Origin of the sequence: Acidovorax sp. CF316 (assembly GCF_000276605.1) — a bacterium.
Taxonomy (GTDB): Bacteria; Pseudomonadota; Gammaproteobacteria; order Burkholderiales; family Burkholderiaceae_C; genus Acidovorax.
The window spans coordinates 1-19,661 of record NZ_AKJX01000132.1; the positions used below are offsets into that span (position 1 = coordinate 1).

The following is a 19,661-nucleotide window of genomic DNA, read 5'->3' on the forward strand; positions in this document are numbered from 1 at the left end:
TTTTCTTGGCCCACCTTCTTTTGGCGACGCAAAAGAAGGTGGGTGCGCCGCCGGGCGCACATCCCGGCCTCCGCCCTAAGCAAAAGAACAGAAGCAACCACAGCCGCCAAGCAGCAGCACCACCACCACCACAAAGCACAATACCAACAATCCAGACAGCCGCCGCAGCAAGCACGCCCTCATGACCACACCAAGCCCCACCCCCATCCGCCTCACCCAGTTCTCCCACGGCGGCGGCTGCGGCTGCAAGATCGCCCCCGGCGTCCTCTCCGAAATCCTGAAAACCAGCGGCGCAGGACTCGCCGCACTGCTCCCCAAAGAACTGCTGGTAGGCATCGAAACCGCCGACGACGCCGCCGTCTACCAGCTCAACGACGAGCAGGCCCTCATCGCCACCACCGACTTCTTCATGCCCATCGTCGACGACCCGTTCGACTTCGGGCGCATCGCGGCCACCAATGCCATCAGTGATGTGTATGCCATGGGCGGGCGCCCCATCATGGCGCTGGCCATCGTGGCCATGCCGGTCAACCAGTTGCCGGTGGAGGTCATCGGCCGCGTGCTCGCAGGCGGCCAGGCCGTGTGCAGCGCGGCGGGCATACCGATTGCCGGCGGCCACACCATCGACTCGGTCGAGCCCATCTACGGCCTGGTCGTGATGGGCCTGGTGCACCCCGCGCGCGTGCGCCGCAACCGCGATGCGCGCGCCGGCGACGTGCTGGTGCTGGGCAAGCCACTGGGCGTGGGCGTGCTCTCGGCCGCGCTGAAGAAAGGCCTGCTCGACGACGCAGGCTACACCCGCCTGGTGGACACCACCACGCGCCTGAACACCCCCGGTATCGCGCTGGCCGAGCTGGACGGCGTGCACGCCCTCACCGACGTCACCGGCTTCGGCATCGCCGGCCACACGCTGGAGATGGCGCGCGGTGCCGGCCTGCGCGCCGTGCTCGACTGGCACCGCCTGCCGCTGCTGGGCGGCGTGGCCGCCTGGGCCGAACAAGGCATCGTCACCGGCGCATCGCGCCGCAACTGGGAGGGCTATGGCGCCGAGGTCACGCTGGCCGACAGCCTGCCCGCCACCGCCCAGGCGCTGCTCACCGACCCGCAGACCAGCGGCGGCCTGCTGGTCAGCTGCGCGCCGCAGGCGGTCGATGCCGTGCTGCGCACCTTCCGCGAGCAGGGCTTTGCCGATGCCGCCGTGGTAGGGCACATGAGGGACGACTCAACAGGCGGCCCCGCCGGCCTCACGGTGGCGCCATGAAAGAGCCCACGCGCGTGCACGACCGGCACGCCTTCGACACCCTGATCGACGCGCGCAGCCCGGCCGAGTACGCCATCGACCACATCCCCGGCGCCATCAACCTGCCCGTGCTCGACAACGAAGAGCGGCGCATCGTCGGCACCCTGTACAAGCAGGTCGGCGCCTTCGAGGCGCGGCGCGTGGGCGGCGCCATGGTGGCCGCCAACCTGGCGCGCCACCTGCAGGGCCCGCTGGCCGACCGCCCGCCGGGCTGGAAGCCCCTGGTCTACTGCTGGCGCGGCGGCCTGCGCAGCGGCTCCATGACCACCTGGCTGCGCATGGTGGGCTGGGACGCCCAGCAACTGGCCGGTGGCTACAAGGCCTGGCGCCGCCACGTCATCGACACCATCGCACAGCGCGCCCCCGCCCTGCCCCTGGTGGTGCTGTGTGGCGCCACCGGCACCGCCAAGACCCGGCTGCTGCACGCCCTGGCCGCACAGGGCCAGCAGGTGCTGGACCTGGAGGCCCTGGCCCGGCACAAGGGCTCGCTGCTCGGCGCCCTGCCCGATGTGGCCCAGCCCTCGCAAACCGCCTTCGAAACCGCCATCGCCAGCGTGCTCGAACACCTGGACCCGGCCCGCCCCCTGTACATCGAGGGCGAAGGCCGCCGCATCGGCCGACTCACCGTGCCCCTCATCCTGGTCGAACGCATGCGCGCCAGCCCCTGCATCGAGCTGCGCGCCAGCACCGCCGCGCGCGTGGAATACCTGCTGCGCGACTACGCCTACCTGGGCGACCGCCCCCAGTGGCTGGCCGACCAGCTGGCGCCCTTGAAACCCCTGCACGGCAACGAAACCATCGCCGCCTGGCAGGCCATGGCCCTCGCGCGCCAACTGCCCCAGCTGTTCGAGGCCCTGGCCACACGGCACTACGACCCCTCGTACGCCCGCTCGCACCGCTCGTACTTCCGCGCCTGGGAGCAGCGGCAGGTGGTGGACGCGGCGGATCTATCGCCGCCGGGTATCGAGGCGCTTGCCCACAAGGTTACCAGCCTGCGCAACGGCGACGGCCACGGCGCAGAAGAACAGGCAGGGCAAGCACCGCAAGGGGCTCAGGGAGCGCCAGCGTCGCCCTGAACTATGCCGCCGAGCGCTGCCCCGCCAGCCGCGTGAGCGCCTGCACCTGCCACCGGAATTCATCGCCAAAGGCAGACCGGTCCATCACCGCCGCACCGCCATAGGCATACACCGAGGCATAGGCGGCGTAGCTGGCAGCATCCAGCGCACGCCCGGCCAGCGCGTGTGCCACCGCATTCGTCGCCGACACGGCCGCATGCGCCGTGCCGTCGATCGACTTCGATCCCGGGTGGCTTCTCGCGACCCGCTCCACCTCGCCGCGGGCAGCCTCCAGCCCGGCAAAGTCCAGCGCGCCCGCCACATAGGCCCCCAGGCGGTCCAGCGCCGCCACTGCGCGCGCATCCTCCAGCAGATGCCGCACCCGCTCCACGCAGGCCAAGCCGAAGGCATAGCGCAGCTGCGCGTTGGATTCATGCGCCAGGTCCAGGGACCGGGCCAGTGCGGTGAGCTCTTCGTTCATGGCGGTCGTTCCGTTTTTTCACGCGAGGCGGACAAGGCGCCATCATCCACCGTGCCAACCGAATCGCCAAGCAGGCGACGCAGCCAGCCCCCCCGTTTTGTACCTACTCCGCCCCCGCGGAGGCGCCCCAACTACCTCGCCGCGCTGGGCCCGGGCACAGCGATAGCGCCCCACTTGCCGGCAGCGCGGCCCGACCCCAAGGCGCAGCTGCGAAGCAGCAGCCGTCTTTGACCCCGCTCCCACCCCTGCTGGCTGCGCCGAGAAGCGCAGGAGCTGGGGTGGGTGCGTGTCAGCCCATACAACCCAGCGACCGCATCGCCAATGACAGGCACGCCAGATCACACCATTGATCAGTGAACCAGAGATCCGCCCCGCCTACACCATCTACCCCGCCCTCTCCGCCTTCGCCGTAGCCACCAACCACTCCTTCAACGCCCCCGCCGCAGGCCGCAGCGCCCCACCGCGCCGGTGCACCAGGTAGTACCCCTTGGAAATCGGCAACCGCAGCGTCGGAAACGGCTCCACCAACCACCCCTCCCGCAACTCCACCTCGGTCAGGATGGAACTACTCAACACCACCCCCTGCCCATGGCGCGCCGTCTCCAGCGCCATCATGCTCTGGTCGAAATGCTGGCCCGCAATGGCGTCGATGCGCGCGTCGGAAAGCTGGCTGTAGCGCTGCAGCCAGGGCTTCCAGTACGGCAACAAGGTCGTGTGCAGCAGCGTGGCACGCACCAGGTCGTCGGGCGCCTTCAGGCGCATCTTGCGTGCATAGGCCGGGGCGCAATACAGGCGTGCTTCGTCCGGGTACAGCAGCGTGCAGTGCAGCGCCCGGTCCCTGCCGTCGAAATAGCGGATCGCCAGGTCCACCGGGTCACGCTCGAAGTCGCTGAGCACCGTGGTTGCGCCCAGGTGCAGCGACACATCGGGCCGGTGCTGCAAAAACGCCGCCATGCGCGGCGCGAACCACTTGGCCGCCAGGGTGGGCGGCATCGACAGCCAGACCGCATTGCGCTGCAGCTGTGCCTGCTGTCGTTGCTGGGCGCGCAGCTCCTCGCTGGCCTGCGTGATGCGTGCCAGCGCCGGGCCCACGGTGCCCCAGTAGGCCAGTGCCTGCGCCGTGGGCTGCACCTGGCGCACCGAGCGCACGAACAGCGGCGTGCCCAGCCAGTCCTCCAGGTTCTTCATCTGCTGGCCCACGGCACCGGGCGTCACGTGCAGCTCTTGCGCGGCCAGGCTGAAGCTGGCGTGCTGCATCGCGGCATTGAAGGCCAGCAGTGCCTTGATGGGAACAGGGATGGTAGTCATGGATGGTGCAGATTTTCTACGCTATAGCGCAAATCTAATCGATTGCCGGCCAGGGCGTGCAACCCCACAATCTGCGCTGCCGACAGTCGAGCCCCCGGGGGCACGCTATTCCCACAGTCCAGAGTTTTTCATCCATGCCAGAACGCAGCCACGACCGCAGCAGCAGCAGCAGCAGCAGCAGCGCGAACCCCACCAACCCATGGCTCCTGGTCGCCGTGGCCGCCGCCATCCTCATGGTCACCATGGGCTCGCGCCAGTCGCTGGGGCTGTTCCTCTCGCCGCTCAACACCCACACCGGCCTGGGCGTGGCCAGTATCAGCTTTGCCATGGCGATTGCGCAGCTGGTGTGGGGCGCGGTGCAGCCCGTCTTCGGCGCGGTTGCCGACCGCTGGGGCCCGGGCCGCGTGATCGTGCTCGGGGCCGTGCTGCTGGCGGCGGGCTCGGCACTCACCACGCAGGTCACCAGCCAGTTCGGGCTGATCTTCGCCATCGGCCTGCTCAGCGCGGCGGGCGCCGGGGCGGGCAGTTTCTCCATCCTTATCGGCGCCACGGCGCAGCGCATTCCGGCCGAACGCCGTTCGTTCGCTGGAGGCGTCATCAACGCCGGCGGCAGCGCGGGGCAGTTCGTCTTCGCGCCGCTCAACCAGGCCATCATGTCCGCCTTCGGCTGGATGAGCGCCATGTGGACCATGGCTGCGCTCGCCCTCACCACCGCGCCCATGGCCTGGTGGCTGCGCGGCAGCGACCGCAGCAAACCCGCCCAGGGCAACGCTGGCGGCGACACAGGCATGACCCTGCGCCAGCAGCTGCGCGTGGCCCTGCGCGACCGCAGCTACTGGTGCCTGCACGCGGGCTTCTTCACCTGCGGCTTCCACATCGCCTTTCTGGTCACCCACATGCCCGGCGAGGTGGCGCTGTGCGGCCTCAGCCCCAACGTGGCGGCCACATCGCTGGCCATCATCGGCCTGGCCAACGTGGCCGGCAGCCTGGCCGCCGGTGCCCTGGGCTCGCGCGTGCGCATGAAGATGATTTTGTTCTGGATGTACGCCTCGCGCGCCGTGGCCGTGCTGCTGTACCTGGCCGCACCCAAGGACGCGTGGACCTTCTACGCCTTCGCCGCCGTGCTCGGCGCCACCTGGCTGGCCACCGTGCCCCCCACCGCGGGGCTCACAGCCAAGCTCTTCGGCACGCGCTACCTGGCCACCCTGTTCGGCCTGACCCTGCTCAGCCACCAGATCGGCGGCTTCTTCGGCGCCTGGCTGGGCGGCCTCACGGTGGTCAACACCGGCGCCTACACCTGGATGTGGTGGGCCGATGCCGCGCTGGCGCTTGCAGCCGCGCTGGTGAACCTGCCGATCAAGGAGGCGCGGGTAGTTCGGCAGGGGGCGATGGCCTGAAGCCTGCGACAACAGCGAATCCAGACAGTCAACAATCCTCGGGCCTGGCTGTTTGATCCCATGACGCCCATGTCAGACCATAGTTCTCGTCGATGGTGGCATCGAAGCCGTAGGCTGCCTGGGCATCAGCCAACCGTCTCAGTGCGGGCCCGAGAGAGGGCCACCACTGGGCCAGGGCTCCGGGGGCTTCGAACATACGAGCTTTCGTAAGGATAAAAATGCCGCGTATGAAGTTCTGATGGCTGTATGAGTCTTGCGTTTCCATGTCCAAAGCCAATTCAATCAGCGCTGGAAAATAATAGGAAAAGACCGATTCGGGCAGAAAGAGGAAGTCATCCAGGAAGTCTTTTTCAAAGTCCCTATTCAGTCGTTCAAGCGCTTGCATCCGAGTGAGGCCACTGAACCGGTCAAAGGACGAGGCCACATCCAGATCAAGGTGCAAATCACCCCATTCCGCTATGCCAGGTACGGGGGCTGGGCCGTACTTTTCATCCATTTCGATATTCCTTGGGTCAAGCATTCCCGATATTGAGTCGACAGAGGATCATTCAAGCAACACGATCGGGCTACCCGAGGATAATAATGCTTGCTTCTTCATACTGCATGATTGACCATGCTTGCAAAGCAAAGCATCACATCTTTTTAGCTGTCGCATCCTCAACATTTCGCCCTCTCCAACCGAGACGCGCAAAGGATGCAGGCCGCCCCCAGCCCCACCACCAGCACGTCGATCCACGCAGGAACGCTGAACAGAAAAAATCGCTGCACGACCAGGGCCATACTGCCTACCAGCAGAAGCGCCCAATATGTCGCTCGGCGAAGATTGCTCATCTATTCTCCTGACGCTCTTTGAGATCAGAGCCACTCGGGCGCCTCAAAAAAACTATGCATATAGCTGCTGTCAAGCCAGGATTGATTGCCTCAGGCTTACAAATGGAACCTGGCACTCTACCGATCTTCCCAGTAGATGGGCTCAATATTGTCAAATACCCGAACCTGCGCGCAGAGAAGAAGGAAATGGGCCTGTCTATCGATAAGCCGGATCGCACCCGATCCCGCATGCTCCCACTCCAAGTTGACGTCATTCCAGCCTGCATCCGCCTCCAGGCGGGTGCAGCCATTGCAGACGATATGCAGATTCTCTGAAGTACCGCGCCACGTAATACGGATAGTCAGTTCGCTCAGTGACGCGGCATATTCCCACAAGATGGCCACGCCACCGCGAGCACGTGCAACGGCTGCGTTGAGGTCTGCAACCCTCGACTCTTGCATCACCATCGGAAATTCCTGGCTTCCAGTTTGTGGGCACTCGGGTGCAAGCAATCCATGGTACTTCACTCGCAGTCGCTACACACAGTCCGGCGCCCCAACAGCCCAAGTCAAGCGAACCGCGTCGTTGACCTGACCACAACACGCCCTGCGCGGTTGCAAAAACTCAAAAAGTAGCCAACCCAGCGCCACGACGATCAGAACGGAAGCGATCCAAATTTTCATCCCCTGTATTGTCAACGCTCAGACGCTCACAGACCAAGGCGCCACGAGAGGCAACGATCAGGGCTGCCCGCCACCGTTCTCGACAAAAAGCCGACCCTGCAAGCCTACACCCCCAGCTTCTCCAGCAAGCCCGCCGCCCGGTACGGCACCTCCTTCACCCCCTCCAGCAAGAACACCGTGGAGCGCGAATGCTGCGTGCGCAGCGGAATCAGCGGCGCGTAGGCGTCCGAGTCATACCAGGCCCGCGCCTGCTCCATGGTAGGGAAGCGGATCACCACGCAGTCGCCACCGAACGTGCCCTCGCGCAACTCGGGGCGCGTGCCGTGCACCAGGAACTCACCGCCATAGGGTTCCAGCGTGGCGTCGATGCGCTGCAGGTAGCTGACGATGTCGGGGCCGAACTGCAGGTCTTCGAGCAGGCCGATGGCATAGGCGGACATGGTGGATCTCCTTCGATGGTGGAATGGATGAATGAATGGATGGATTGCAGCTGTCAGGAGCCACTGTAGAAGCCGCCCTGCATCGCGTCGATTACCTGGCATGTCATGGTTCTGCCACCGCACAGGAACAGAGAAAACGCGCACACAGATACACTGCCCGCCCATGCCCACCGCAGCAACCGCCACCAGCGAAGACTTCCTGCCCTTCGTCCCCACGCACAACCTGCAGGCCCTGGCGATCCTGAAGGCCCTGCCCGCCGGGCTGCAGGCCTGCCTGCTGGCCGAGCTGCGGCGCGGCAACCCGTTGGTGCAGGTGGAGCGGGCCGACTGGCCCCACGCGGGCAGCCTCTTCGTGTCGCTTGGCAATCTGTTCGACCCGGCCACGCGGGACATGGCGCCAGGCCTGGGCGTGGCATGGCGCAAGGTGAACGACCCCCACTACTGGCGCGAAGACCTGTCCCAGGTCCGCGACGGGGTGGAGCACCTGGTGGTGTGCTGAGCGGGCTTACTCCGGGGGCAAGGCAAGCTCGCGCAGCGGGCCGCCCCCATCGATGAACAGCCGCCCACCGGGCACCAAGGCCTGGGCAATCCGTTGCAAAGCAAATCGCCCTGCTTGCGGATGGCGCCCATCCAGCGCCCCCACGCGGATGGCAAACGCCAGGTCGTAGCGCGCCTCGCCCGCGTCCAGCACCAGCTCCTCGGCCGCCACCTGCCGGTACACCAGCCGCCCCGTGGCCAGCTCGGCGCCAGAGCCCGCCACGGCCAGCGCAATGGCTTTGGCCGAGCGGTCGATGGCCAGAACCTGGCCCTTCCCGCCCAGGCGCTGCAGCACCGCGCGCGCCGCCGCGCCCGGGCCGCAGCCCACCTCCAGCACGCGCATGCCGGCCTGCAGCGGCAAGGCGCCCACCAGCTCGGCCAGCCGGGGTGACAAATGCGGTGGGTTCATGAAGGCATTGTGCTGCCTGGTGCGCGATGATGGGCACCTCGCGCCGCAGGCGCTTTACATTCCTCGCGCTGCAGACGCGTTACATTCCGTGCGCCGCAGGCGCGTTACATTCGAGCCCACGGGGGGACAAACGCCCCTCCACCACCCACAAGACCACCCAGGAGCCATGACGATGACCGACGCCCAGCCAGCGCCACAGACCACCACCGCCCCCAGCCACCAGCAGGCCGCCAGCGCCTGCCTTGCCGCCTGGCTGGCCACCGTGGTGGCCGACATCCAGTACGAGAGCAACCGCCCCAACCCCGACACCGCCAAGATGGAGCGCCTGGTGGCCGAGCGCAGCAAGCTGTTCCAGGAGCGCACCGCCCTGGAGGCCAACGACAAGGGCGCCATTGCCCGCGTGGTGGCCGACTACGCGGCCGCGCTGCAGGCCCGCCGATTCAAGGCCTGACCAGCGGCACCCCGGAGCCACCGCGCTGAACGGGGCTGGTACGCCACACACCCACCAGGGCTGCCCCGATGCTTGCCCGCCCGCCCATCGCCCCGCTGCGCCCCTTCGTGCGCCTGCTGTGGGCGGGCTTCACCCCACTGGAATCCGCCCGCCCCGGGCGCGAGCATGTGCTGCCCACCGGCCACATGCACCTGGCCCTGCGCTGGGGCGGCCCACCGCTGCAACTGCTGTTGCCGGGCGCTGCGCCGCACGGCGGCGAGGCCTGGTCGCCTGGCCCTGCCGTCGTGGGCGGCGCCCGGGCCGGCTACTACGCCAAGCAGGCCGGCACGCACGGCTGGTCGGTGGGGGCCCAGTTCGAACCCGGCGCGGCAGGCGCCCTGCTGCGCACCAGTGCCGCCGATCTGGCAGAGCGCCACATCCCGCTGGCCGACCTGTGCGGCCCGGGCGCGGAGGCTGAACTGATGGAGCGCCTGCAGGCGCAGCACGACCCTGCCGCCTGCCTGCAGGTGCTGGAGCGCTGGCTGCTGGCACGCATGGCCACCCAGGTGCGCGGCCTGCACCCGGCCGTGGCCGCGGCCCTGGCCAGCCTGCATGGCGGCGCAGCCGTGCAACAGGCCGTGCAGGCCAGCGGGCTGAGCCACCGCCACCTGATCGCACGCTTTCGCGATGCCACGGGCCTGGCACCCAAGCAGCATGCGCGCGTGCTGCGGCTGCAACTGGCGCTGGCCGGGCTGCAGACGCCAGGCCGGCCGGCCGCCGGCATGGCGGCCGATACCGGCTTTGCCGACCAGGCGCATTTCACGCGCGAGTTCCGCGCGCTCACCGGCGTCACCCCCACGGACTGGCTGCGCGCCGCACCGGCACAGCGCAACCATGTGCGCGTGGGCTGACGCACAGCGCTGCAGCGGTTCAGAGGCAAAGCCGCGCTCAGCGCGAACCGCCAGCGCCACCTGGCGCGCCCGCTGCGCCGGGAGCACTGCCGCCCGTGCCACCCGCGGTGCCGCCACTGCCGGAGCCCATGCCGGTTCCCGAGTTGCCGGTGCCGCTGCCGCTCGACGAAGGGCTGGTGCCGGCAGAGCCGCTCATGCCCGTGGCGCTGGTGGTGGCACCTGTGCCACTGGCGCCGCTGCCCATGGTGCGTCCGCCCGTGGCACCGGAGTTGGCGCCGCTGGCCGACGACATGCCCGATGGCGACGCCCCCGAGCTGGCCGATTTGGATGACATGCTGTCGCATGCCGTGAGCCCCAGCGCGGCCAGCGCCACGAGGGGAACGGCCACGAGCTGGCGCAGGGCAGGCATCTTGCGGGGGGTGGACAGGGTGGCTTGGTTCGACATGGTGTTCATGGTGGTATCTCCTGGGGTTGAAACGGCCAATCGCCGTAACAGGGAATACGAAGCCGCCCCGGGGCCTGGAAGTAGGACTGCGTGCCGTCGACCTGTCCGGGTTGCGCCACCCGGCCCTCCCTGCACCAGCCGAGGTGCAGGTCAGTTTTCTTCAAGACAGCGCCGGCCGCCGGGCCTACAGTGGGGCTCAACTTCCACCCCCAGGAGATGTCCGCATGGTCCATGAACTCTTCCCCTACCTGCACGTTACCGACGGCGCGGCCGCCATCCGCTTCTACGAACAGGCCTTCGGCGCGCGCGAGCTGTTTCGCCTGACCGAGCCCCCGACCGGCCGGCTCGGCCACGCGGAACTGGACTTCGGTGGCACCACGCTGATGCTGAGCGACGAGTACCCCGAGATGGACATCCTGGGTCCCCGGCCGGGCGCACCCACCTGTGTGTCGCTGCACCTGCACGTGGACGACGCCGACGCCGTGATCGCCCGCGCCGTGGCCCTGGGCGCCACGCTGGAGCGGCCCGCACAGGACGAGTTCTATGGCGAGCGCGGCGGCGTGGTGCGCGACCCCTTCGGCCACCGCTGGAACATCGGCCACTCCATCGAGAAAGTCACGCCCGAGGAGATGCAGCGCCGCTACGACGCGCTGATGGCGCAGGGCGGCTGAGCCCGTTTCTTCTAAACCAGCCCGCGCAGCTCCACGCGCGCGCCCAGCCCGCGCAGGCCGGCGCTCTTGCCCAGCTCCAGCCGCCCGCCATAGGCCTGGGCGATCTGGCCCGCAATGGCCAGGCCCAGCCCGCTGCCCTGCACCGACTCGTCAAAGCGCAGGCCGCGCTGCCCGGCGGCCTGCAGCTGCTCGGGCGTCATGCCGGGGCCGTCGTCCTCCACCTGCAGCACCAGGGCCGCGCCCTCGGCGCCCTGCCCGGGCGCACCCAGGGCCTGCACCTGCAGCGACAGGCGCACGCGCGAGGCGGCCCACTTGCCCGCGTTGTCCAGCAGGTTGCCCAGCACCTCCTCCAGGTCGGCGCGCTCGCCGCGCCAGCGCAGCGGGCCGGGCGGGGCCTGGTCGTTCAGCTCCCAGTCCAGCTCCTGCGCCGCGTGCAGGCGCTGCATCATCTGCAGCACCTGGCCCGCGCACTCGCGCACGTCCACCGCCGGGCCGGCAGCGCCAGGGTGGGCATGCAGCGCATCGCTCAGGGTGCGGGCTTGGTAGCGGTCCACCAGCTGGGCCATGGCGGCCACCTGGCGCTGCACCTCGGCGGCAGGCACCAGGGTCTGCGCGCTCGCCTGGGCACTGAGCAGGGCCAAAGGTTTCTTGAGGGCGTGGTTCAGGTCCACCGCATGCGCGCGGGCGCGCGCCACCACATGCGCGTTGTGCGCCAGCAGGCCGGCCAGCTCGGCCTGCAGGGGCTGCAGGTCGCGCCCGGTGGGGGCGGCCAGGTGCCGGGCCACATCGGCGCCCGGGCCCTGGGGCGCGCGCAGGGCCGCCAGCAGCGCCTCCAACCGGCGCAGGGGCGCCAGGCCCACGCGCACCTGCAGCCAGGCCAGGGCGCCGGCCAGGGCCATCAGCGCCAGGGCGGCCAGCACCAGGGTGCGGTCGATCTGGCGCATGCTGTCCTGCAGCTGCGCCGCCGGGCCGTAGACCACCAGCGTCGCTTCAGCCGCAGGCGGCCCGATCTGCACGGCGCTGGTGTAAGCCAGCAGGGATTCCTGCATCGGCCCCGTGGCCAGGTGCAGCACGGGCGAGCCGCGCGCGGGCTCGGCTGCGGTGGGCGGAGCGTCCATGTCCCACAGCGAGCGCGAGCGCAGCACCGCCCCGCCGGCCTGCGCACGCCAGTACCAGCCGCCATAGATGGCGCTGAACTCGTCCACCGCGCCGCCCTGCTCGCGCAGCCCGCCCTGCGGGCCCACCAGCAAGCGCGCGCCCACGCGCTGGGCCTTGTCGCGCAGCACCTGCTCGAAACTGGCCAGCAGGCTCTGGTGCATCTGCGCGCGCAGCCACCAGCCGCCTGCGCCCACCAGCACCAGCATGGGCACCAGGGCCAACAGCACGATGCGCGTGGCCATAGGCCACTGCGCCAGCCGCAGCGCCAGCCGCTGGGCCAGCGCCATCAGGCCGGCCCCCGGGGTGCGTCGCCGGGGCCGGCCTCCAGCCGAAAGCCCTGGCCGCGCTCGGTCACCAGCCGGGGCGCACCGCCGAGCTTGCGGCGGATGCGGCCGATCAGCACGTCCAGCGTGTTCGAGTCCGGGTCCAGGTCGCGCGCGTACACATGCTCGCTGATGTCACCGCGCGTGAGCAGCCGCCCCGGGTGGTGCATGAAGTAGGCCAGAATGCGGTGCTCCTGCGCCGTCAGCTGCAGCCCCTGGCCCTGCAGCACGAAGCGGCCCTGCACCACGTCGTACTCCAGTGGCCCGGCGCGCAGCACACTGGCGGCCACGCCCGCCGTGCGCCGCAGCATGGCGCGCAGGCGCAGCACCACCTCGTCCATCAGAAAGGGCTTGGTCAGGTAATCGTCGGCCCCAGCGTTGAAGCCCGCGAGCTTGTCGCTCCAGCGGTTACGCGCCGTGAGCACCAGCACCGGCCAGCCGCCGCCGGCCTCGCGCCAGTCGCGCAGCACGCTCAGCCCGTCCTTGCGGGGCAGGCCCAGGTCCAGCACCGCGGCGCTGTAGGCCTCGGCCGTGCCGGCAAAGGACGCGGCCTCGCCATCGTGCTCCACATCCACGGCAAAGCCTGCCGCCTCCAGCGCCAGCCGCAGTTGGCCAGCCAGCGCCACATCGTCTTCAACCACCAACACACGCATTTAGTCATCTACCTTCTGGCGCAGCACCTGCAAGGTCACGGCATCCACCTCCAGCTCCAGCTTGTGGCCGTTGGGCTGCAGCAGCTCCACGCTGTAGTGCGGCTGGCGCCGGTGGTCGGTCTCCAGCTCCACCTCCATAACCAGGCCGCCAAAGCGCGGGTTCAGCGATTCGAGCAGGGCCCACATGGGCTTGATGGCGGCCTTGGGGGCGGCGCCCTGGGGCGGGTGGATCACCTCGCCCGTGGACACGTCCATCAGCAGCTTCATCTGGCCCGCCGGCTTCTCGGAGAGCTTGACCTCGTACACCGCCTGGCCCTGCGCATCGCGCTCGAACTCCACCTCCGACACGCGCGCGCCAAAGCGCTGCTCCAGGCGCTTGATGTAGCGCGCCATCTGCGCGGGGCCCACGGGCTGCGTGGGCCAGTCACTCTCCTGCGCCACCACGGCGCCGGTGGCGGCATCGACCAGCACCTCGTGCTTGCGGCCCTGCGCGTCGATGAGCTTGATCTCGTAGCGCAGCTCGCCCTTGCGCCCGCGCTCGGTCTCCACATCGATGACGCGGCCGTTGTACTGGCGGCTGATCTCGGCGATCACGCTGTTGAGCGGCTTGAGCTGCCCGTTGAGCACGCCGCGCCGCGCCGCATCCTGCTCTGCGGCCATGCCCGGTGGCGCCGCCAGCGCCGGTGTGCAAGCCAGCGCCAGCACCAGCGCCGCGCAGGCGGCACACGGTAAGAGACTCGTCCATCGTTGCATCGCGGGGATTATTGCGGACGATCCTAAACGCCCCATGAACAAGGGCTTCACGCCGTGTTTAGGCACAGCGCACCACACTGCCGCCCATTCTTGTCAACGAAAGGAAAGCACCGTGAAAAAGACCCTTCTGAGCCTGTCCCTCACCGCAGCCGCTGCGGTGGCCACCCTGCCCTCCATGGCCCTGGCCATGGGCGCGCAGGACGCGCTCAACGTGATCACCCAGAACCACCACGTGGCCACGCACGGCCTGCAAAAGCAGCACGGCTACTGGACTGCCGAGGCCATCGCCAACGACGGCCAGCGCGCCACGGTGCTGGTCAAGGATGCCGACGCCAGCTTCACCGCCGTGCGCAAGAGCGACATCGGCACCACCCTGCCCGGCGTGGCGCAGGTGACCCAGGCCTTGCGCGCCGCCGGCTGGGCCCATGTGCACGACCTGGAGCTCGACGACGGTTTCTGGCAGGCCGAGGCACGCCAGAGCCTGGTCCATGGCGAAAAGAACGAACTCGTGCTGCACCCCCAGACGCTGGAGGTGCTCAGCCAGGTCGGCCGCAGCGGCGGCTTTGCCAACCAGCAGGCCGTGCTCGGTGCCGAGCAGATCCGCCTGGCCCTGCAGCAGGCCGGCTACACGCGGGTGCACGACCTGGACTACGACGATGGCCACTGGGAGGCCGAGGCCACCAACCTCGCCGGCCAGTCGGTGGAGCTGCGCCTGGACCCGCACACGGCCCAGGTGCTGAGCGAACGGCTGGACGACTGAGGGCCCTCAGCGCAGCAGGCTGCAGTCCGCAGCCTGGCTGCGGCCACGCAGAGCGCACCGCCGGCGTCGGTCACCGCTTGGCAGGCTGCGTGCCCAGCGCCAGCAGTTGCCGGGCCTCCAGCTTCGTCTCGTCGAGGGCGTTGGCGCTGTCGATGGCGATCTGCAGGTACTTGCGCACCGTCGCCACCTCCAGGTCGCTCACCATGTAGAGCTTGGCCAGCTGCAGCGCGGCCTCCGCGTCGCCGGCATCCAGCGCGCGCAGGAACCAGCGCTTGGCGCTCACCATGTCGCCCATGCAGCGGTAGCTGATGCCGATGTTCAAGAACGCCAGCTCGCTACCTGCGGCAATGGCCTTCTTGTCCCATTCGATGGACTGCGCCAGGTCGATGCGCACGCCCTCGCCCGCGCCGTACATCACCGCCACCATGGCCATGCAGTCCACATCGCCCGCCTGCGCCCCCGCCAGAAAGCCCGTGAAAGCCTTGTTCAGGTGCCCCCGGTCATAGGCCGCCGTGGCGTCTTCATAAGGGTTGTGCTCTGCATCGGACATTGCCTTGCCTTCCTGTGAAGTGAAGAAAAGAAAAAGAAACCGGAGAATCCAGGCCCGGGGCCGGCGCGGTGGCCCCGGCAATCCAGCCATCATGCCCGGCTTTCATGGCACCCCGGCAAGCACGCCGGCTGGTTCACCGCGCACGCCCCTGGCACTGCCTTGGGCCACCACGAAAAACACCAGCAGCAGGATGCTTGCCGAGCCGCCCAGCAGCACCGCCCCGACGGGCGCAGGCGCTGCGGCAAAGGCCGGCAGCAACACCGCCACCAGCAGCAGCGGATTGGCCAGCACCGCCCAGCGCGGCCACGGCGTGCGCCCGCGCAGCACCAGCACGGCCAGGATCACGGAGGCAAGCGCCCCAGGCACGGCCAGGCCCAGCAGCGACACCCGCATGTAGGCCTGCACCGCCTCGGCCTGCGCCTGGCATGCCGCGGGTGCCCCACCGGCCGCGCCATCCACGCACGAGCGGATGAGCAGCTCGAACACCGCCCACACGGAATGGATGGCCGCCAGTCCCACCGCAAACAGCAGGAACAGGCCGAACATCGCGCGCACCGCCCACCCCGCCGGTGCCTTCACCCCCTGGCACAGCTGCCAGAAGCCCGCCACCAGCAAGGCCCCCGCCACGGGTCCGAGCAGGCCGCCGGCCCAGATGCGCTCCACCGGCGCCGAGCGGATCAGCTCCAGCATCCCGGCGCGGAAATCAGCGGCAGCCCCCCAGTGGCCCAGCAGGAGCATGTCGCCGACAAACAGCAGCAGCGCGCCCAGAATGCCCAGGCTGCCGGCCAGCCGGGCGCGGGGGGGATGGACCGGATCGTCGGGGTGGTTGCTCATGCGGCAGCGCCTTCCTTGGTGCGATGGTGTTTGTCGTGAAGCGAAGAGTTTCCGGACAGCGGATCGCCGCGACTGTAAGCGGCATTTGGGTGAGCGCCCCCAAAACCGTGCGCCAACCTGCTGCAGGCCCGCCCAGTCATAGCAAAATAGCGCCACAAAAATTCCACCAACACACAATCGGGGTGAGAGGGATGGCAGTACGGATCGACAGGCACCACCCGCGTGCCGCGGCGCGAGAGGCCGCTTGCACGCACGGGCATGGTCAAGCACCTGCGCCCGCCTGCACTGCCGCAGCCCCCACCCCGCACCCCCCGGCCCCGCCATGCCCCTGACCACCGCCACCCTGCTCTGCCTGGTCGTTGCCATCCAAGATGGCGACTCTTTCCGCGCCCGCTGCGGCGACGTGACGCGCAACGAGGAGACCTTTGTCGCCATCCGCGCCATCGATGCGCCCGAACTGCGCCAGCCCTATGGCGATCTCTCGCACAAAAGCCTGGTCAACCTGTGCCTGATACCGCAGAAGGTCAAGCTCAGCAACACCGCGGTGGACGTCCATGGCCGCACCGTGGCCGACGTGGAGTGCCAGGGCAAGGACGCGGCCACCGAGCAGCTGCGCGCCGGCATGGTCTGGTACGACCCCAAGGTGGGCCTGGGCTACGAGGCGCTGGCCGACATCCAGCTGCGCGCCCAGGCCGCCGGGCGCGGGCTGTGGGTGCAGAACAGCCCGCTGCCGCCCTGGGACTGGCGCGCCACGCGCAAGCTCAAGCCCACGGGCCCCGTGGCCAGCCCCCAGCGCTACCCCTGAGCCGCCCCGCCACACGCCCATCAGCCAACGAACGCGGTGGGCCCGCAGGTGCAGGCACCTGCTGCGCCCTTGGGCAGGGCCCGCAGCGGTGGCCTTTTCCGCATCCTGGCTGATCCGCGCCTGCGGCCATGCCGCAGCGGTGGTGCCACACGGAGCCCGCTGCCCTACTCCAGCATCGGCCCTGCCAGGCCGTCCAGCGCCAGGGCTGCGTCGCTGGGCTGCGCGCCTGGCCGGGCCGCACCGGCCATGCACCCGCCCACCAGCTCCCGCACCAGCGCATGGCTGGCCCGGGCGGGCCCGAACAGGGTGCGGTAGATGATGGGGGCGACCACGCCATCCATGAGCGCGTCCACCGTGGGCACGGCCTCGCCGCGCGCGCTGCCGCGCGCCAGGATGATCTCGATCTGGCTGGCCGTGTAGGCCGCGCACTGGCTGGGCACGGCCATGCTGCCCTGGATGCGGCCGGCCAGCACGTCGCGCAGCATGGTCTGGCCGACCTCGGAACCCATCTCCTCGAAAAACTGCTCGGCCCAGGCCTGCAGGTCGCCTTCCACGCTGCCCGTGTCCGCGGGCTCGGCGTCTGCGCGAAAGCGGTCCAGCGCCACGTCGGCCAGCAGCTCGGCCAGGTCACCCCAGCGGCGGTAGATGGTGGAGGGCGTCACGCCCGCCTGCGCGGCGATCAGCGGCACGGTGAGCTGCGCGCGGCCGATCTGCTCGGCCAGCTCGTTGGTGGCGCGGTGCACGGCGGCCTGCACGCGGGCGCTGCGTCCCCCGGGGCGAGGGGCTGGTCTGGGGTTCATGGCCCCGATGCTAAAGCAAAAAGATTGCTTTAGTGGTTTAATACGCAAAAGCAAATTCTTTGCTTTTGTATTGCACTGGAGTTTCCATGGCCACGAACCCTGCCGCCACAGCCGCCACGCCGCACGCCGCCATGGCCCCACCCTCGGCCCCCGTCCGCAGGATGGGCCATGCCCAGGCCCTGTGGCTGCTGGCCTCCATCCTGGTGGGGTTTCTGGCAGCGTCCAGCGCCCCCTCGCCGCTGTACGCGCTGTACCGCGACAGCTGGGGCTTCTCGGCACTCACGCTGACGCTGGTGTTTGCCAGCTACGCCTTCGCGCTGCTGGGCACGGCGCTGCTGTTCGGCACCTTCTCGGACCACCGGGGCCGGCGCGAGGTGGTGCTGCTGGCGCTGGTGCTGGAGATCGCCTCCACCGTGCTCTTCTGGCAGGCCGATTCGGTGGCCTGGCTGTTTGCCGCGCGCATCGTGCAGGGCCTGGCCACGGGCATTGCCACCAGCGTGCTCAGCGCGGCGCTGATCGACCTGCACCCCGAGCGCGGCGCCCTGGTGAACACCGTGGCGCCCATGCTGGGCATGGCCGTCGGGGCCCTGGGCACCAGCGCGCTGGTGCAGTTTGCGCCCACGCACACGGCGCTGGTGTTCGAGCTGCTGCTGGCGCTGTTCGTGCTGCAGGCGCTGGCCGCAGTCTTCCTGCCCGAAACGGTGGTGCGCCGCCCGGGCGCCTGGCGCTCGCTGCGCCCGCGCATCGCCATACCGGCCAGCTCGCGCGCCACGCTGGTGCGCATCCTGCCGCTGAACACCGCGCTGTGGTCACTGGGGGGCTTTTACCTCTCGCTCGGGCCCACGTTGGCGCGGGTCATCACGGGCAGCCAGGCGCCGGTGCTGGGCGGCGCCCTCATCTGCGCGCTGGTGCTCACGGCCGCCGTGGCCATAGTGTTCGTGCGCACCCGGCCACCACGCCAGGTGCTGCTGCTGGGCACGGTGGCCCTGGTGCTGGGCCTGGCGGTCACGCTGGCGGGCATTGCGCTGCATTCGAGCGTGGCCTTCTTCGCGGGCACGGTGGTGGCGGGGGTGGGGTTTGGCTCGGGCTTCAACGGCTCGCTGCGCAGCCTGGTGGGCACCGCCACGGCGGCAGATCGCGGGGGGCTGATGTCGGGCTTTTTCGTGCTGAGCTACCTGGCGTTCAGCCTGCCGGCCATCGTAGCCGGGCTGGCCGCCGGCCTCTTCGGGCTGCATGCCACGGCGCTGGGGTTCGGGCTGGCGCTGCTGGCCCTCGGGCTCACGGCGCTGGGGCTGATGCTGCGGCGTGATGCCGCCTGACCGGGGCTGGCTGGCTGCCTGGCTGACCGCCCGGCGAAATCCGGATCAGGAGTAGATGGCCAGGCTCAGCGACAGTGCGGCGACGATGGCAATGGCCTGGATGCCAAAGACGATTCCCAAGATAGGCATGTGGTCCTCCGTGAAGAAGGCATGAGCGTAAAACGCCCTGCAACAATTTCATGCAGTCTTTTGCAAACTCGGCGCGTCAGACGATTCCTACAGCCTTTCAGCGCCTTGCCTCAGGAGGCCCCCCACTTGGCCGGGCAGCGCCTTCCGCTTTTGGACACACGCCAATGGGGCGCCGTCCTACAAAAATGGCCGGGCTCCGTCTTTAGTATTGCTCCTGTCGATACCGCATCGACACCCACCCCTCCCTTGCTGAACAGCAAGTTCACAGCCCGCCCACCGCGGGCTGTTTTTTTTCTGTGTACGCGTTTTCCGTCGGCACGGCCTTGCACACGCCTTCGGCGCCGGCCGATGGCCTGCGTCGAAACCGTCCGACAGCTACAGAGCGCGGTCTGCGCGCCAATGGAGGCACCACCCCAAGAGGAGGTACCTACCATGTCCCGCACCCACAGAACCCAGCCCGAGAAGCTCCGCCCCCGCGATATCAAGCGCCGCCGTCAGTGGGAGGCCATGCAGCGGCCGGCGCGCGAGGCGCTGCTGTTTCCGGAACCTGAGGCGCCGCAGTGGAAGCCGATGGGGTGAGTGGGGGGTCGGTGTACTGTGCCTCGTTGTTGCAGCATGCTTTTGCTGATGGCGGGGGCCGGGATGTGCGCCCGGCGGCGCAGTAACTTTCTCTTGCGTCGCCAAGAGAAAGTCACCAAA

General features: G+C 69.1%; 24 protein-coding genes. 11 read left to right on the forward strand and 13 right to left on the reverse strand.

Features of this window, described 5'->3' with window-relative positions; genetic code table 11:
• Window positions 1-181 precede the first annotated feature (181 nt).
• Both selD and mnmH read left to right on the forward strand, forming a co-directional pair.
• Complete coding sequence (selD, locus tag PMI14_RS16295) at window positions 182-1,261, forward strand: selenide, water dikinase SelD (protein WP_007856202.1); 1,080 nt, start codon at window positions 182-184, stop codon at window positions 1,259-1,261.
• Window positions 1,258-2,376 (forward strand): tRNA 2-selenouridine(34) synthase MnmH, encoded by a 1,119-nt coding sequence (gene mnmH, locus PMI14_RS16300; protein ID WP_007856203.1) that lies wholly within the window; start codon window positions 1,258-1,260, stop codon window positions 2,374-2,376. The genes selD and mnmH overlap by 4 nt, the downstream gene beginning before the upstream one ends.
• 1 nt (window position 2,377) lies before the next feature.
• Here the strand turns inward: mnmH and PMI14_RS16305 are convergent, their stop codons facing one another.
• Window positions 2,378-2,836, reverse strand: a complete 459-nt coding sequence (locus tag PMI14_RS16305; protein ID WP_007856205.1) for a putative immunity protein — start codon at window positions 2,834-2,836, stop codon at window positions 2,378-2,380.
• 384 nt (window positions 2,837-3,220) lie between these two features.
• Window positions 3,221-4,144: a LysR substrate-binding domain-containing protein gene (locus PMI14_RS16310; protein ID WP_007856206.1), complete on the reverse strand. Its 924-nt coding sequence runs from the start codon at window positions 4,142-4,144 to the stop codon at window positions 3,221-3,223.
• Window positions 4,145-4,278: 134 nt separating this feature from the next.
• On the opposite strand from PMI14_RS16310, the gene PMI14_RS16315 reads away from it, so the two are divergent.
• Window positions 4,279-5,541, forward strand: a complete 1,263-nt coding sequence (locus PMI14_RS16315) for an MFS transporter (protein WP_007856212.1) — start codon at window positions 4,279-4,281, stop codon at window positions 5,539-5,541.
• A gap of 28 nt (window positions 5,542-5,569) precedes the next feature.
• Here the strand turns inward: PMI14_RS16315 and PMI14_RS16320 are convergent, their stop codons facing one another.
• From PMI14_RS16320 to PMI14_RS16330, 3 genes are all read right to left on the reverse strand, one after another.
• A complete protein-coding gene (locus tag PMI14_RS16320) occupies window positions 5,570-6,037 on the reverse strand; it encodes a hypothetical protein (protein ID WP_007856213.1) in 468 nt (155 codons plus the stop codon).
• A gap of 452 nt (window positions 6,038-6,489) precedes the next feature.
• Window positions 6,490-6,819, reverse strand: coding sequence for a hypothetical protein (locus PMI14_RS34920; RefSeq protein ID WP_007856214.1), 330 nt, complete (start codon window positions 6,817-6,819; stop codon window positions 6,490-6,492).
• Window positions 6,820-7,139: 320 nt separating this feature from the next.
• The gene (locus tag PMI14_RS16330; RefSeq protein ID WP_007856215.1) at window positions 7,140-7,475 is read right to left on the reverse strand and encodes a DUF1330 domain-containing protein; all 336 of its coding nucleotides are present in this window, start codon (window positions 7,473-7,475) and stop codon (window positions 7,140-7,142) included.
• 163 nt (window positions 7,476-7,638) lie between these two features.
• Between PMI14_RS16330 and PMI14_RS16335 the strand changes: the two genes are divergently transcribed.
• Window positions 7,639-7,974: a hypothetical protein gene (locus PMI14_RS16335; protein WP_007856216.1), complete on the forward strand. Its 336-nt coding sequence runs from the start codon at window positions 7,639-7,641 to the stop codon at window positions 7,972-7,974.
• 6 nt (window positions 7,975-7,980) lie between these two features.
• Here the strand turns inward: PMI14_RS16335 and PMI14_RS16340 are convergent, their stop codons facing one another.
• Entirely contained in the window at window positions 7,981-8,421 is a 441-nt protein-coding gene (locus PMI14_RS16340; RefSeq protein WP_007856217.1) for a cyclopropane-fatty-acyl-phospholipid synthase family protein, read from the reverse strand.
• Window positions 8,422-8,593: 172 nt separating this feature from the next.
• Between PMI14_RS16340 and PMI14_RS16345 the strand changes: the two genes are divergently transcribed.
• Window positions 8,594-8,872: a hypothetical protein gene (locus PMI14_RS16345; RefSeq protein WP_007856218.1), complete on the forward strand. Its 279-nt coding sequence runs from the start codon at window positions 8,594-8,596 to the stop codon at window positions 8,870-8,872.
• A 68-nt stretch (window positions 8,873-8,940) separates the two neighbouring features.
• Window positions 8,941-9,762 (forward strand): AraC family transcriptional regulator, encoded by an 822-nt coding sequence (locus tag PMI14_RS16350; protein WP_007856220.1) that lies wholly within the window; start codon window positions 8,941-8,943, stop codon window positions 9,760-9,762.
• 37 nt (window positions 9,763-9,799) lie between these two features.
• On the opposite strand, the gene PMI14_RS33595 is transcribed toward PMI14_RS16350, so the two are convergent.
• Window positions 9,800-10,216 carry a hypothetical protein gene (locus PMI14_RS33595; protein ID WP_007856222.1) on the reverse strand — a complete coding sequence of 139 codons (417 nt, stop codon included), beginning with the start codon at window positions 10,214-10,216 and terminating at the stop codon, window positions 9,800-9,802.
• Window positions 10,217-10,431: 215 nt separating this feature from the next.
• Here PMI14_RS33595 and PMI14_RS16360 point away from each other — a divergent pair, with 215 nt between their 5' ends.
• Window positions 10,432-10,878, forward strand: coding sequence for a VOC family protein (locus tag PMI14_RS16360; RefSeq protein ID WP_007856223.1), 447 nt, complete (start codon window positions 10,432-10,434; stop codon window positions 10,876-10,878).
• Window positions 10,879-10,889: 11 nt separating this feature from the next.
• Here the strand turns inward: PMI14_RS16360 and PMI14_RS16365 are convergent, their stop codons facing one another.
• Genes PMI14_RS16365 through PMI14_RS16375 form a run of 3 tightly spaced genes read right to left on the reverse strand, consistent with a single transcriptional unit; the run spans window position 10,890 to window position 13,765 of the window.
• The gene (locus PMI14_RS16365) at window positions 10,890-12,323 is read right to left on the reverse strand and encodes a sensor histidine kinase (RefSeq protein ID WP_007856224.1); all 1,434 of its coding nucleotides are present in this window, start codon (window positions 12,321-12,323) and stop codon (window positions 10,890-10,892) included.
• Window positions 12,323-13,012, reverse strand: coding sequence for a response regulator transcription factor (locus PMI14_RS16370; RefSeq protein ID WP_007856226.1), 690 nt, complete (start codon window positions 13,010-13,012; stop codon window positions 12,323-12,325). The genes PMI14_RS16365 and PMI14_RS16370 overlap by 1 nt, the downstream gene beginning before the upstream one ends.
• Window positions 13,013-13,765: a PepSY domain-containing protein gene (locus tag PMI14_RS16375; RefSeq protein WP_035204149.1), complete on the reverse strand. Its 753-nt coding sequence runs from the start codon at window positions 13,763-13,765 to the stop codon at window positions 13,013-13,015. It lies immediately after the preceding gene.
• Window positions 13,766-13,877: 112 nt separating this feature from the next.
• Between PMI14_RS16375 and PMI14_RS16380 the strand changes: the two genes are divergently transcribed.
• A complete protein-coding gene (locus PMI14_RS16380; protein ID WP_007856228.1) occupies window positions 13,878-14,525 on the forward strand; it encodes a PepSY domain-containing protein in 648 nt (215 codons plus the stop codon).
• 70 nt (window positions 14,526-14,595) lie between these two features.
• Here PMI14_RS16380 and PMI14_RS16385 read toward each other — a convergent pair whose 3' ends face one another.
• Window positions 14,596-15,075: a tetratricopeptide repeat protein gene (locus tag PMI14_RS16385; protein WP_007856229.1), complete on the reverse strand. Its 480-nt coding sequence runs from the start codon at window positions 15,073-15,075 to the stop codon at window positions 14,596-14,598.
• Window positions 15,076-15,177: 102 nt separating this feature from the next.
• Window positions 15,178-15,909, reverse strand: a complete 732-nt coding sequence (locus PMI14_RS16390; protein ID WP_007856231.1) for a DUF6796 family protein — start codon at window positions 15,907-15,909, stop codon at window positions 15,178-15,180.
• A 322-nt stretch (window positions 15,910-16,231) separates the two neighbouring features.
• On the opposite strand from PMI14_RS16390, the gene PMI14_RS16395 reads away from it, so the two are divergent.
• Entirely contained in the window at window positions 16,232-16,714 is a 483-nt protein-coding gene (locus tag PMI14_RS16395) for a thermonuclease family protein (protein ID WP_007856232.1), read from the forward strand.
• 164 nt (window positions 16,715-16,878) lie between these two features.
• Here PMI14_RS16395 and PMI14_RS16400 read toward each other — a convergent pair whose 3' ends face one another.
• Window positions 16,879-17,514, reverse strand: a complete 636-nt coding sequence (locus PMI14_RS16400; RefSeq protein WP_007856233.1) for a TetR/AcrR family transcriptional regulator — start codon at window positions 17,512-17,514, stop codon at window positions 16,879-16,881.
• An 86-nt stretch (window positions 17,515-17,600) separates the two neighbouring features.
• Here PMI14_RS16400 and PMI14_RS16405 point away from each other — a divergent pair, with 86 nt between their 5' ends.
• Together PMI14_RS16405 and PMI14_RS35320 are read left to right on the forward strand one after the other, a co-directional pair.
• Window positions 17,601-18,833, forward strand: a complete 1,233-nt coding sequence (locus PMI14_RS16405) for an MFS transporter (RefSeq protein WP_007856234.1) — start codon at window positions 17,601-17,603, stop codon at window positions 18,831-18,833.
• 561 nt (window positions 18,834-19,394) lie between these two features.
• Window positions 19,395-19,541 carry a hypothetical protein gene (locus PMI14_RS35320; protein ID WP_007856235.1) on the forward strand — a complete coding sequence of 49 codons (147 nt, stop codon included), beginning with the start codon at window positions 19,395-19,397 and terminating at the stop codon, window positions 19,539-19,541.
• Window positions 19,542-19,661: the final 120 nt, after the last annotated feature.